Genomic DNA, 14,008 nt, shown 5'->3' with positions numbered 1-14,008 from the left:
ATCATTTCTCCATTATCAACTTCTTCACTCGACAAAGTCGCTTATTCACATTACTTGTAGTTGCAGGTGATTTTTCAAGAGTATTTTTAACTAACTCATCAGAAAATATCCTATCTAATCCTATAAGTGCTCCATTATTATTGATTAGATCAATAAAAGGAACAAGAGCGTCAATTACATAATCTGCATTAGGAATATTTCCATAAGTCCTTTTCAGTTCAAGTGTTACATTCAGCAAAAGAAGTAGCTCCTCTTTCTTTATTGAATTGTTGCCTTTCTGTATATCTTGCAGTACATTATTGATCATATCACGAGGTCTAGAATTGTAGCCTTCAACAACACCTTCTTCAATATTTGAACGTAAATAAAATGCAAGAGATTTGTAAAAGCGCCCATAATCTTCATATCTCTTAATATCATTGGCCGTAAAAATAGTGTTATAAAATTCTTTATTTGTTTTCTGTTGACAATCAACAAAATCCGTAATCCAGCCAGTAATTTCTGACTTATAAATAGCTCGCCTAATTTCATTTACTTTTAGCTTTTCTGCACCCCGATTCAATCTGGCAAAAATATCATACTTTGTAAATTCCGGCGAATTAGCTGTAATTACATAAATATCAAGTATTGACGATAGCATTTGAGATGTTCTTTCAGGGTCAATTTCACGAACCTCAGAAAATGTTTTTCCGCCAAAAATATCAGCATAATATTCAAGATCACGTTCATTTAACTGCAATGAACCTTTTATAAAATCCATTATAGCTGTTAATCGTTGTTTGCCATCAACTACTTCATACTTTGTTTCATCAAGAATGTCTTCCCCAGGAATTTCAACAACATAAATTGGTGGAATCATAATTTCCATATAAAGAGATTCAATAAACGCTGTCTTTTTATCACTTCCCCAAATTACACGACGTTGATAATCAGGATCAAGAATAAGTTTCTTATCCTTTATTTTTTGATAAATTTCAGCAATAGACCATGTTTGACGAACAATTTTAGTTTTTTGGAGCAGACTTCGCTTTTGTACAAATTCATTCTCTACAAAATCTTTTTGTTCCTGCTCAATTTCTGTATTTTCGGCAAGAAGTTGAAGAGCTTCATCTTCTTTATCCTCTTCAACATTCATATTAACTCCCATTTCCATTTTCTCCATAATTCCCTCTCCTTTATATTCTATCACTATAAGGAAGTGATTTAATGTATTTTTCCATATAATTAAAATCAGGCATTCCATACTGGTCAACCGGTAACTTAATAATAACTTTTTCTATTCTCTTTGTCCCTAATTTTCTTCCATATGCATATTTAAATTTTTCTAACTCAATAACAGTTTTTATAAATAGTCCAGAATATACATTTATTTTTACATTTTCTTTAGGAGTTAAAATTCTAACATCATCAGGTGATGCAGCATAAGGTACAGGTTGAAAAAAGGTCGATCCAACAGACCCATTACGCGCAATTGTCAAAGTATTTGCTGCCTGTGATGGCTCTGTATCCACATAAGCTGTCAGTCCATTATTATCTGCTGAAGACGAAATGTACGGAGTTGTTCCACGATTACTATTCTGTAAATTTGGATCTTTGGACGTTGACACCAAAAATAAGTCAGAAAGTGGCATTTCTTTCCAATATTTAGGATCACTAAGTTTTATTAGTTCAGAAGCCGCATATTTCGAATTTAAAACCGTTATTCCATTTTTTACCTGAAAAGCCAAATAATCTCTAATAGATTGTTCAAAAATTGAATCATTTAACTTTTTATAATCTGTTTTCATATACGCTTCACATAACCATTCATCTTTATCAGAAACACAAGCTTTTATTGTGAATCCATCAACAACTTCCTTTTCTCGATATAAATGTAACCATCTTGCTTTTATATTGTCCCATTTGTTATATGCATCTATTCGTCCAAGTTTTTTTCGTTTAACAAATCCATCATCTTTATAATAACCAAAAAACGTAGAGATCTCCGAATTATGAGGTTTTCCAGCTTCCCAAATCATAACACAAACACACGTTCCCGCGCCTTGTCCATAAAAAATATCCTCCGGCATCGAAAAAACAGCTTTTAATGTATGTTTACTCATCAAACGTGACCGTATATCTTTAAATTTTGTTCCAATAGCACAGCTCGTAGGACATACAATAGCAACCTCACCACCCTGACAAATAATATCAAGTTCTTGCTCTAAAAATTCAAGTTCTGCATGATCTTTTTGAGAATATGGTGGATTCAGTAAACCTTTATTTAACACTATACTATTTCCTCTAGTATCTTTTAAATTTTTAAGTTTCTTTATTGTTTCATTATCAAAACAATCTCCATGAAAAATATGGGATTTTCCATCTCTTCTCATAATCATATTTGCAAGAGCAAGCGTATGAATATCTGAATCCTGCTCAACACCATAAAGATTATTTTTTCGAATATATTCAATCTCTTTTTGGGATGTAGCTTGCTTAAACATTTTCCCCATAGCAGTTACAAGAAACGCACCACTACCACAACAAATATCAACAACATGTGAATTCTTATCTATATTTATCAGCTCAGCCATAAACTCTGTTAAATGCTGTGGCGTTAATACAATGCCAAGAGAGTTACCATCTCCAGACGAATAACTAATAAACTCATGATAAAAAATTCCAAGAGCATCTATTGTATTCCCTACATAATCCATCATAGGTTTTATTTTCATTTCAAGTTGATTAATGTACCAACGCAAAGAGTGGTCATCTGAAAGAGGCGTAGCTTTCAATTTAATTACTGCCTTAATTTCACCAAATTTTCCTTTAATTTCATCAATTTTATCATATCCAATTTCACCATCAGAAAGTACACGGCTAATCGCAGAACAACAACTATCTAACAGTGTATCAAAACTTGTAATTTGATCGTAGTCATGGCTAAATGGATTATCTTGCAACGCTATAAGAATTCCTGCAATAAATAACGGTTTCAATTTTTCTGTCATCTTATTTATACGCAATGAATTATGAATGGTCACTGCTGTCGCCTTAACTTCCGACAAATTATATTCTTTTTGAACCCTCTCTCCCCGTACCAATTTCAAATAATTTTCTGGTTCCAAAATAATATTTTTTGCTTTAACAAGTTCTGTAAAAGATTCCTGGTTTTTAGGCCAATAATATGCATCAACCTGCAGTTCATTTTTTTTAGTTCCAGAAATTCCAATTGCAATCACATTAAAACTATTTTTAAGATATTTCGCATAATATAATACGCCATCAACTGCATAGTCTTTTGGGTGATCCAGTTGCTCACTTTTATGTTTTTTTACTGTATTCTTACATTCTACAACAAGTAATGTATTTAGATCACGTTTAAGAGTGATAATATATTCAGGCTTTGCTTTTCCTGTTCCATGAATATCAAAATCCGTCAAAGAACAGACTTTTGGTTTACCTCCAGCAGATTTCAATGCCTCATTAATGTTAGAATTAGGAGTATTTTCTCCCTGGACATATACAAAGCCAAAACTATTTTCGCCATATTCACCTATTTTCATTTCTTGTTCTGTTAATTTTTCAGTATATTTTTCAATCTTAGTAACTGCCATTCTTTATTCTCCATTTCCATAAAGAAAAAGTATTTACTCCAATATTTCATTGAACCCTTTTAAATATCAAGCACATTTCTTACAGGATTATATTAATTATATCCATCTATTTTATTCTTTCTACAATGTTTCCAGACTCTTATTATATCATATATAATCGAAGCAATAAACATTTGTTCTATCTTGAGCTAGGCAGTACATTTTCACTAGAATAATATCTCTAATATTACTATTCGCTATATTTTAGCAATATATTTTATGATGTACATCATGCTAACTTCAAATATTTGTAAAGAAAATTAAACTAATTTTCTATATTTTTGTAGGAATTTATTATACTCTCAAATAAAATAATTACATATTTAGCAATTGCATTTTGAACATTAAAACATTGTAATTAACTTGTATACAATTTTTACTAATCACTGCAAATCATCCTCATATTTACAAATTTTCGAATTCTCTTTATTTAAATCAATATCCTCTGTTATTATCAAGCATATAAAGCAGTGCATTACAGATGCATGCCGCGATATTGCTGCCGCCTTTTCTTCCTCTTGCCACGATATACGGCACATCTGCCTGCATGATCAGTTCCTTGGACTGTACCACATTTACGAATCCTACCGGTACGCCGATGATCAGTTCCGGATCAAGTTTGCCGTCTTCGATGAGCTCATAGAGACGTACCAGCGCGGTCGGAGCATTTCCGATGGCAAAGATCAGTTTCTTTCCCAGTGCTGCCGCTTTATCCATGCTTGCTGTTGCTCTTGTAGTCCCATTCGCTTTGGCTGTTGCTGCCACGTCTTCATCAGAGATAAAACAGAATACCTCGCCGCCGTAACGGGAGAGAACTCTCTTGTTGATCCCGGATTCTGCCATATGTGTATCTGTTACAATGCAGGCACCGTCTTTGATGGCTGCGATTGCTTTCTGTACGGCATCTTCAGAGAAGCAAAGGTTCTTTGCATAGTCAAAATCTGCACTTGTGTGAATGCATCTTTTTACGATCAGTTCTGTTCCAGGGATCAGTTTTGTATCGCCAAGTTCCTCTGTAATGATCTCGAAGCTGCGTTTCTCTATATCCATTGGTTTTACATTTTCCAGTTCTACTTTCATTTCTTATCTCCCAAACTCCATATTTCCCGTATCATTCATATAACAGTTACTTCTATTTCCGGCACGATAAATTTTCGCTATACTGATTCAGCCTATATCCCCTGCTCCAGTATCTCATAAATTTTCTTCATATCCAGATGTTTGCGAAGCTCCGCTGCCAGAATATCATACTGCGTCTCTTTAAATGCTGCGAAATCAACCCCTGTCATCTGAGACACATCAAGACCTTTCTTCTCACCAAGCACACGGACAACTGCTTCTGCCACATCCTCTTTATCAAAGACTCCATGTACATAGGTTCCACAGACGTTTTTACAGTATGCGCCATCTTCTTTCACAGTCCCTGACACATGATCCTCAATAGATACGCAATGTCCGGCATTCTCTTTCAAGCCGGTCTCTCCCATATGAATCTCGTAACCCTCCAGCTCTGCGCCGGAAAGTGCCGCCAGTTCTCCATCCAGATTCAAAAATTTTCCAGATACTCTGGTTCTTGTCTTATTCTCCGCAAATACAGTGTCCATAGGAAGAAGTCCCATTCCTTTGATAGTGCCACCTGCTTCCACATGATGAGGGTCGCTCAACGTCTCACCTAACATCTGATAGCCACCGCAAATTCCAAAGATGATCTTTCCTCTTGCAGCTTCTTTGAGAACTGCTGCCTCCAGACCATTTGCACGCATCCACAGAAGATCTTCCATCGTATTCTTAGTTCCCGGCAGGATGATCATATCCGGAGTCTTCAGTTCACTGACATGCTGCACATAACGGAGGGAAACCCCCGGAATACTTTCGAATGGGTTAAAATCTGTGAAATTGGAAATCCTCGGCACACGGATCACCGCGATATCGATCAGATCTACTTCCTGTTTTCTGTCAAAACGTTCCGTCAGACTGTCTTCATCTTCTACCTGAATATTCAGATAAGGCGCAACTCCCACTACCGGAATATGACTTCTCTCTTCCAGCATGTTCACACCTGGGTCAAGGATTGTCTTATCTCCGCGGAATTTGTTGATGATCAGTCCTTTGACCATCTGACGTTCATCTTCCTCCAGAAGTTCCACCGTACCGATGAGCTGTGCAAAGACACCGCCTCTGTCAATGTCTCCGACCAGAAGTACCGGAGCTTTCGCCATCTTTGCCATTCCCATATTTACGATATCTTCCGTTTTCAGATTGATCTCTGCAGGGCTTCCGGCTCCTTCGATGACGATAATGTCATTCTCTGCTGCCAGCGCATCATATGCTTTCATAATGTCCGGCACCAGTTTCTTCTTATATTTGAAATAGTCTCTGGCACTCATGGTTCCAAGAACTTCTCCGTTTACGATCACCTGAGAACCCACATCATTGGTAGGCTTCAGCAGGATCGGGTTCATTAGTACAGACGGCTTGATACCCGCTGCTTCTGCCTGCATCACCTGTGCCCTGCCCATCTCCAGACCCTCTTCTGTAATAAAAGAATTCAACGCCATATTCTGTGACTTAAAAGGTGCCACTCTGTAGCCATCCTGCTTAAAAATCCTGCACAGGCCTGCTGCCAGGAGGCTTTTTCCTGCATTGGACATTGTGCCCTGCACCATAATCGCTTTTGCCATTTCTTTGTCCCCTCTCTTAATCAAGTACCTCAGTCAGTACCTGTATCAGTTTCTCATTCTGTTCATGCAGCTTTACTGCAACACGGAAATATCCTTTCTCCAGTCCCGGATAATTGCTACAGTCACGAATCAGGATTTCCTTTGGTACACAGCGTTCAAACAGATCCGCCGGACCATGGAAAAAAATATAATTCGCTTCTGACGGATATACCTTCAGACCAAGCTGTGTCATCTTCTCTTTCATCCATGCAGATTCCCGGAAAATAAGCTGTCTGCCTTCTTCTACATATTCCGTTTCCTCAAGCGCTGCCAGTCCTGCCTGCTGTGCCATTGTAGATACATTCCATGGCTGTGTCACAGCTTCCATCCGCTCCAGCACACTGCTGTCCGAACAAAAGCCATATCCCAGACGCACTCCCGGAATCGCATAACGTTTGGTAAACGCTTTCAGCAAAAAGAGATTCGGATACTCTTCCAGCTTTTTTTTAAGAGAATGTTTCTCCGGTTCTCTCACGAAATCCAAGAAACATTCATCTACCACCATAAAGATTCCAAGTTTCGCACAGCTTCTGAGAATTCTTTCCAGAAGTCCCTGCGGCATGGTGATCCCTGTTGGATTATTCGGGTTACACAGAAAAATAATATCCGGTTTTTCCTTTTGCAGAATCTGCAGATAATCTTCTCTCACGCAGAAGTCCGCTGTTTCTTCCAGATAATATCTGGCAATCTCACATCCCACACTGACCAGTGCCTGTTCATACTCTGCAAAGGTCGGCGCCAGTAAGAGTGCTTTCTTCGGGTTCTGCGCTCTGCAAAGGGAAAAAATAAGGTCTGCGGCTCCGTTGCCGCAGATCAGATATTCTTTTTGTGTATGTTCATAGGCTGCGATTGCTTCTTTCAGCGGACCGCACCCTACGCGTGGATAATCGCTGAGCTCATCCACACTGTCCATAATTGCCTGTTTCACACTCTGCGGCGTTCCCAGCGGATTGCAGTTCGCTGAGAAATCCAGACAATGGTTATATTTGTAAACATCGCCGCCATGTATATGTTTCGTCATTGTTGTCTCCTGTCTCAAAATATAAGAAAACGCGCACCTGTGCCGATCAGCAGGAACACTGCCGCTCCCAGAATCGCAGTTGCATAAAGCAGGCGGTTGGATCGTCTGATATCTTCCACCTCTACCGGACGAATCGCATCTCCGATTGTTGGCTTCTCATAGAGTTTTCCAAAATAATATGCATTTCCGGCAAGCTGTACGTCCAGCGCACCTGCCATTGCAGCCTCTGTCTGTGCAGAGTTCGGGCTTGCATGGTTTCTTCTGTCCCTGCGGTAGATCTTAGCAGCATTCTTTGTATCCATTTTTACAAATACAGTTGCCGCAACCATAAGCCATCCGGAAATTCTGGCAGGAATAAAGTTCGCCACATCATCCAGTTTGGCAGCACAACGGCCAAAATAGAGATATTTGTCATTCTTATAGCCCAGCATGGAATCCATCGTGTTGATTCCCTTATAAAGGAACATTAACCATACACCGCCGATCGCCATATAGAACATTGGCGCTATGATCCCATCAGAAGAATTCTCCGCTACTGTCTCTACTGCTGCTTTTGTCACACCCTCTTCTGTAAGTGACTGTGTGTCACGGCCTACGATCATGGATACTGCATAACGCGCTTCATCTAAAGTACCGTTCTTCAGTCTGTCATAAACTTTCATACTCTCTGTTTTCAGAGATTTGGTTGCCAGAAGCTGATAACACCAGAATGTTTCCAGTGCAAATCCCGCCCATGCAGAAACTCCATACAGGAAATGCAGGATCAGATATGGGATGCCTCCGCTTAGGAGACAAACCAGAATTACCTCTGCAACACCTGCCACAAGTTCTCCTTTGTTGGTTTTCGGAAAAATCTTCCGAAGTATTTTCTCCAGAAATGCGATCAGATTTCCGATCAGACAGACCGGATGATAGAGCCATCTGGGGTCTCCTATGATGAGATCAAGGATAAAGCCTGCCGCAAGAGCAGTCATACTGTAATAAATCATACTTAATAAAACTCCCTCTTCTCACGTATTTTTCATACGCTCTGTTATAAAATCTTTGTCACTGTCCACTCTCTGCTGATTGCATAGAATGAACAATAACAAATTTTTTATATTCTCCCAGTTTTATGATATTCCATACATTTAAGCAGAAATGCTCTCGGAATCTCAGGATTTCCATAATAATATAAATGCGGATATCCTGCCAGCAAATTACCTGTACTGTGGATGCAGTCCCATCCCCGTTTGCTAAGTGGTTTCACTGCATGAAAATCATTGCCGCAGTTCTCTGAATCAAAATAGTGGAATTCATGAGCAGGAATCTCACCCACTTCTTCTGCGGCTATACCAAATATCGGCTTTGTGGCTGTCAAAGTAACATATCCGAATCTTGTCAGCTTCGGTGTCCGGAAACATTTTCCGGTAATTACTCCACAGGTCTTACGGCTGATTCCGTCCATGTCTTCCATCTGTTCATGAAGATACATAAAACCGCCGCACTCTGCTATACATGGCATACCTCCATTAACTGCCCGCGCAATCTCCGTTTTCATAGATTCATTGCGTTCCAGTGCTTCTCCGTTTAATTCCGGATATCCTCCGTAGAGCAATATTCCGTCCAGATTTTCTGGAAGATGTGCATCATGAACAGGTGAAAATTCCACCAGTTCTGCCCCCATTTCCTGAAGCATCCGGAAATTATCCGCATAGAAGAAACAGAATGCTTCATCCTTTGCCACTCCGATCCGTAATTTCTCAGGCAGGTGGAAATCAAATGCAGGATTTTTCTGTGACAGAGATTCCGGTGCATTCAGATCCGGCGCGTTTTCAGCAAGTGCAAGAATCCTGTCGATCTCCAATGTATCTTCCAGCACTCCCGCCAATTTCTGTAGCCGTTCTTTCAGATCAACAATCTCCTCTGGCAGTACCAGTCCCAGATGACGGCTCTCGATCACACAGTCCTCTACTTTCGGGACATATCCAAAAACTTCGATGCCAAGCTCTTCTTCCACCAGTTTCTTCATTCGTGGATAGAGCATGGGCGACATCTGATTAAAAATCACGCCTTTGATATGGCTGTTCTCTTTGTACTCCATAAATCCCTTGATATAGGCTGCCAGGGAAATGCTCATGCCTCTGCTGTTTACGATCAGGATTACAGGAGTGTCTGTCGTATCTGCCAGATCATAGGCACTTGCTCTGGTAGAGATTCCACCTACGCCATCATAAAAGCCCATAACACCTTCCATCACCGCGATATCGCAGTCTGCTGCGTTTCGTCTCAGAAGATATCTGGTTGTATCCGCATCTGTAAAAAAGGTGTCCAGATTCCGTGATTTTGTCCCGATGACTCTGGAATGAAACATCGGATCTATGTAATCCGGACCGCATTTAAAAGAAGCCACTTTCTTTTTTCTGTTGACAAGCGCCTGCAGAAGGCCGCAGGTGATCAGTGTCTTACCGCTGCCGCTGGCTCCTGCTGCAAGCAATATTCTTGGAATCTTCATTCTGATTCTCCTCTTGTTTTTTCATAAACTATACGAGTAAACTGCTCATAATCAGATAACTGCTTTGCAGTTTATTTGAGTCAGATAAATAAGATCTTTCGCCTCATTCCTTGCTCATAACCAAACAACTGCTATACAGTTTATTCAGTTGAATTATTTCTGAGGATTCTGCAATGTAATAATATAGATTGGATTCTCGCCCATCATCATATGATAACGCCCAATCGCCTTTGAACGCGCTGCACTAAGCTGAACAATCTCATTCTCCTCAAATCCGAATTCTTTCGCTGTTTCCAATGCTTCGGAGACAGTTTCCAGCGTGATGCAATTAATCACAATACGGACCTGCGGGTTCTTTTCGATCAGAAGCTTTACAATTTCTTTCAGATTTCCGGAAGAACCACCGATAAATGCATGGGTTGGGGCCGGAAGGTCTACGAGTGCTTCCGGTGCAAGTCCCTCGATAATTTCCAGATTGTCGGTTGCGAATTTCACCTTGTTCTGGCGGATCAGTTCTACTGCATCCTCTTTCTTCTCAATCGCCCAGACTTTACCCTGATGTGCGCGCAGTGCCATTTCTATAGAAAGAGAACCAGTTCCTGCTCCTACATCATAGCAGATGGAATCTTCTGTCAGACGAAGTTTGGAAAGAGAGACTGTACGCACTTCTTCCTTTGTCATCGGTGCTTTGCCTCTGATAAATTCTTCATCTTTAATTCCGTGGGTTTCCAGACGCTCTCCGGCAGACTCGTTTATTGCACAGATGACAGATAACGGATCACCTGTGTATTCTGTCATCTCATCTGCTGTTTTTACAAAAATCTTCTCATTATCGTAGGATAAGTTCTCTCCTACATAGAGAAGCACATTACCCATTCCATATTCTACCAGTTTCTTTGCCAGAACAGCTACGCCGTCTGAAGTCCCGAGAATGGCAAATACTTTCTTCTCATTGCAAATATAAGAAATAAGATTACATCCCCTGCCATGGGCGCTGACGATCTTTGCATCATCCCAGGATAGTCCGATCTTTGACATAAAGTAGACTACAGAAGAAATCCCACACTGAACCTGAATCTCTGGTTGTGTCGTATCCTGTATCAATCTGCCCTGTCCCATTTCATTCTGTTCAGGGATTTCTGAATTCAAATCATCCTGACTTAATTTGTTTCGTTCCGGCATCTTTTCATTCATAATACCCTGACACTGTCGGTTCTGCTGTAACACATCCAGAAGTTTCTTGGCCCCGCTATAGAACCCCACATCTCCAGATAATACGATCACGATATTGTTATATTCCGGATGTGAATCAATATAATCTTTGATCTCCTGACTTCTGTATTCTATAAATACATCCTGCCCCGGGCGTTTCACAGAATCGACCATTCTTCTGGCACCGATCAGGAGATCTGCCTGATCCAGACTGTTCTTTCCCTGTACGGTCAGCATTTCAGGACTTCCCATTCCGATTCCCAGAAGTGTGACATGTGGTTGATGAGTCAGCGAAAAATGTTCTGTCAGAAATCTCTTACATTCTTTTACAGACATTCCCTCTTCTTTCAGGGGGCGTCCAATGATCACAGGAACTGCGTCACATTCTAAAGCAGCATCTATCTTGTCCTGAAATCCACCGGCTTTTCCGGTATCCTTTGTCACAAGATATTTACAGTGATACTGTCTGAGCATTGCTGCATTTAATTCTCTGGAAAAAGGTCCCTGCATCCCGATCAGGTGCTTGCCCTCGAAGCCCAGCTCTGCACATGCCTGCATCACATTCGGCAGGGAAAGGACTCTGGCATAGAGACGTTCCTGGTAATCTTTCATCCCTGTAAAGCCTGCCAGTTCCTTACTTCCTGTTGTGAGCAGGACATTTCCCTGTGTCTGATCCAGATATTGGGCTGCAGCCTGAACGCTCTCTACATAGACTGCTTTGTCTTCATGTACGCCAGACTCCCGCAAAACTCTTCGATAAGGAATCTGTGTTTTCTCACAGGCAGTCCGGATATTTACCGTAACTTCCGCTGCATAAGGATGAGTCGCATCCAGTACCATCTCCGGCTTCTCCTGAGCGAAAATCTGCTCCATGGCTGCTTCGTCCAGTCTTCCGGTCTGTACAGTGAGATATTCATTTTCTGTCAGGGATTTGCTGCCATATTCTGTAGCCACAAATCCCTTCGTCTGTACCTGATGATCTGCCAGGAACCGGCAGATTTCATACCCTTCTGTGGTTCCTGCAAAAACAAGAACTTTATACATTCTTATATCCTCTCGGTGTTACCATCTTGTGGTTCAGTTCCTTTGTCTGAGAATTTCCGATAAATACAGTGGTAAACATATCTACCTGTGTATCTCTCAGTTCTTTCAGAGTCATTACATTCGCAGTTTCGCCCTCTCTTGCGATATTGGAAACCGTACCGCATATGGTATCCGGTGATTTATATTTCATCATCAGATCACATGCTTTCTGCAGATAGTCATGACGTTTCTTGCTTGACGGATTATAGAGACACACTACGAAATCTGCCTGTGCTGCTGCCAGAAGTCTTGCCTCGATCTTTTCCCACGGGGTAAGAAGATCACTTAAACTGATCAGACAGAAGTCATGGATCAGCGGTGCACCGAGAACTGCTGCTCCGCCTGTTGCTGCTGTTACGCCCGGGATGATCTCAAGTTCTGTTTCCGGATAATTGACACCAACCTCATACATCAGGCCTGCCATACCGTAAACTCCTGCATCACCACTACAGATCATGGAAACGGTCTTGCCTTTCTTTGCTTCCTCAAAAGCAAGGACGCAGCGGTCTACTTCTTTCTTCATCGGTGTGGTCATAAATTCTTTTCCCGGGAAATATTCTTTTACCAGGTCAACGTATACAGTATATCCGATGATCGCATCACTTTCATTCATGGCACGGATCGCTTTTCCTGTCATCTGGTCATAAGCTCCCGGTCCGATTCCGATTACATATATTTTACTCAAAATGTATCCTCCATTCTCTGGCTGCCACTGCTGTGGTCACACCGTTCTCTCCATTTTTTTTCTGAAGCAGAGTGCCATTGCCGCTGGCAAGGACTGCGCTTCTCTCACAGACATTGTCCACGCCTGTAATCTTCTTTACAAAAGGTGAGGGGGTAAATTCTCCCTGCACCTGTTTCAGTTCGTTTTCTGTATATGTGACAAATGGGATCTGCCAGTCTTTTGATAATGACAGAATTCCCTGTTCGTCTTTCTTCAAATCGATGCTGGCGATCTGTTCGAATGCTTCTCTGTACAGTTCTGACGTGTCAAGCATTTTCTGTGCAGCTTCTGCAATTCCCTCTGCCTCTTTGCCTTTGCGGCATCCCATGCCCAACGTCAGACACTTTGGTACTACCTGAGTTGTAGATGCAAAAGGCTGACAGAATGTGTGCGCGGTAACTGCCACTCCACACTCTGGTTTTGTATCATCTGCCATCATACTGCTTGTATTTTCGCATAAAGCATCACTGCCTGCGAAACTCTCTTTATCTTTCAGCAGACCGTCATCCGCAGATCTGACCGGCTTTCCACATTCATCACATAAAAGCAGACCGTCCGGCAGCTCTCCCTCTACAGGAAATTCACTGTAAAATCCAACCGTCCTGCTTGCCAGAAGCGCTGCAGAAACCTCTTTTGCAGCTTTCATATTGAAAATACTGCAGTTGTTCTTTTTTGCAAAAACATCTACTGCAAAGCGATGATGCAGATCTGTAGCTGTTGTTACTACAGGAACTGCATGTAATAGTTCTGCTGCTTTTAATGCCAGTTCATTGGCGCCTCCCAGATGTCCGGATAAAAGGGAGATTACAAATTGCCCGCACTCATCTATTACCAATACTGCAGGATCTGATTTCTTTGAGGCCACATACGGTGCAATACTGCGGACTGCGATACCTGTGGCACCAATAAAGATCAGAGCATCTGAATCAGAGAACTTCTCCCCTGCCCAGACAGAAGTGCTGAACTTTATGGAATCCGGCAGATATTTGCTTTTCTTATCGAGCGCCGCTGTCATACCGGCTTCTTTCAGGCCAAGGCATAATTTCTCTCCGGTTTCCTGTCCGGTAAGGCTGAAGCATATAAGTGCGATCTTCATTTTCTCTCTCCACAACGAAAGTT

The 14,008-nt window shown here is 41.2% G+C and carries 10 protein-coding genes; all 10 read right to left on the bottom strand.

From position 1 onward, the window contains the following. Window position 1: 1 nt before the first annotated feature. The 10 genes from KQI87_RS10165 to KQI87_RS10120 all read right to left on the bottom strand — a co-directional run bounded on the left by KQI87_RS10165 (window position 2) and on the right by KQI87_RS10120 (window position 13,985). Window positions 2-1,162 carry a DUF262 domain-containing protein gene (locus tag KQI87_RS10165; RefSeq protein ID WP_216460048.1) on the bottom strand — a complete coding sequence of 387 codons (1,161 nt, stop codon included), beginning with the start codon at window positions 1,160-1,162 and terminating at the stop codon, window positions 2-4. Window positions 1,163-1,175: 13 nt separating this feature from the next. Then, window positions 1,176-3,596, bottom strand: a complete 2,421-nt coding sequence (locus tag KQI87_RS10160) for an N-6 DNA methylase (RefSeq protein WP_216460047.1) — start codon at window positions 3,594-3,596, stop codon at window positions 1,176-1,178. Between the two features lie 474 nt (window positions 3,597-4,070). Continuing rightward, the gene (locus KQI87_RS10155; RefSeq protein WP_216460046.1) at window positions 4,071-4,715 is read right to left on the bottom strand and encodes a precorrin-8X methylmutase; all 645 of its coding nucleotides are present in this window, start codon (window positions 4,713-4,715) and stop codon (window positions 4,071-4,073) included. 92 nt (window positions 4,716-4,807) lie between these two features. Beyond that, window positions 4,808-6,316: a cobyric acid synthase gene (locus KQI87_RS10150; RefSeq protein ID WP_216460045.1), complete on the bottom strand. Its 1,509-nt coding sequence runs from the start codon at window positions 6,314-6,316 to the stop codon at window positions 4,808-4,810. A 16-nt stretch (window positions 6,317-6,332) separates the two neighbouring features. Next, window positions 6,333-7,376, bottom strand: a complete 1,044-nt coding sequence (locus tag KQI87_RS10145) for a pyridoxal phosphate-dependent aminotransferase (RefSeq protein ID WP_216460044.1) — start codon at window positions 7,374-7,376, stop codon at window positions 6,333-6,335. A gap of 14 nt (window positions 7,377-7,390) precedes the next feature. Further along, complete coding sequence (cbiB, locus tag KQI87_RS10140; RefSeq protein ID WP_216460043.1) at window positions 7,391-8,365, bottom strand: adenosylcobinamide-phosphate synthase CbiB; 975 nt, start codon at window positions 8,363-8,365, stop codon at window positions 7,391-7,393. Between the two features lie 107 nt (window positions 8,366-8,472). Further along, window positions 8,473-9,870: a cobyrinate a,c-diamide synthase gene (locus KQI87_RS10135; protein WP_216460042.1), complete on the bottom strand. Its 1,398-nt coding sequence runs from the start codon at window positions 9,868-9,870 to the stop codon at window positions 8,473-8,475. A gap of 153 nt (window positions 9,871-10,023) precedes the next feature. Further along, window positions 10,024-12,126: a precorrin-6A reductase gene (gene cobK / locus KQI87_RS10130; protein WP_216460041.1), complete on the bottom strand. Its 2,103-nt coding sequence runs from the start codon at window positions 12,124-12,126 to the stop codon at window positions 10,024-10,026. Then, on the bottom strand, window positions 12,119-12,850 hold the full coding sequence (gene cobJ / locus KQI87_RS10125; RefSeq protein WP_216460040.1) for a precorrin-3B C(17)-methyltransferase: 732 nt from the start codon (window positions 12,848-12,850) through the stop codon (window positions 12,119-12,121). The genes cobK and cobJ overlap by 8 nt, the downstream gene beginning before the upstream one ends. Continuing rightward, window positions 12,843-13,985: a cobalt-precorrin 5A hydrolase gene (locus KQI87_RS10120; protein ID WP_216460039.1), complete on the bottom strand. Its 1,143-nt coding sequence runs from the start codon at window positions 13,983-13,985 to the stop codon at window positions 12,843-12,845. Before KQI87_RS10120 ends, cobJ begins: the two co-directional genes overlap by 8 nt. Window positions 13,986-14,008: the final 23 nt, after the last annotated feature.

The sequence above is a fragment of the Blautia sp. MSJ-9 genome, from assembly GCF_018919065.1.
Lineage (GTDB): Bacteria > Bacillota > Clostridia > Lachnospirales > Lachnospiraceae > Blautia_A.
This window is presented reverse-complemented; position numbering and strand designations above follow the sequence as displayed.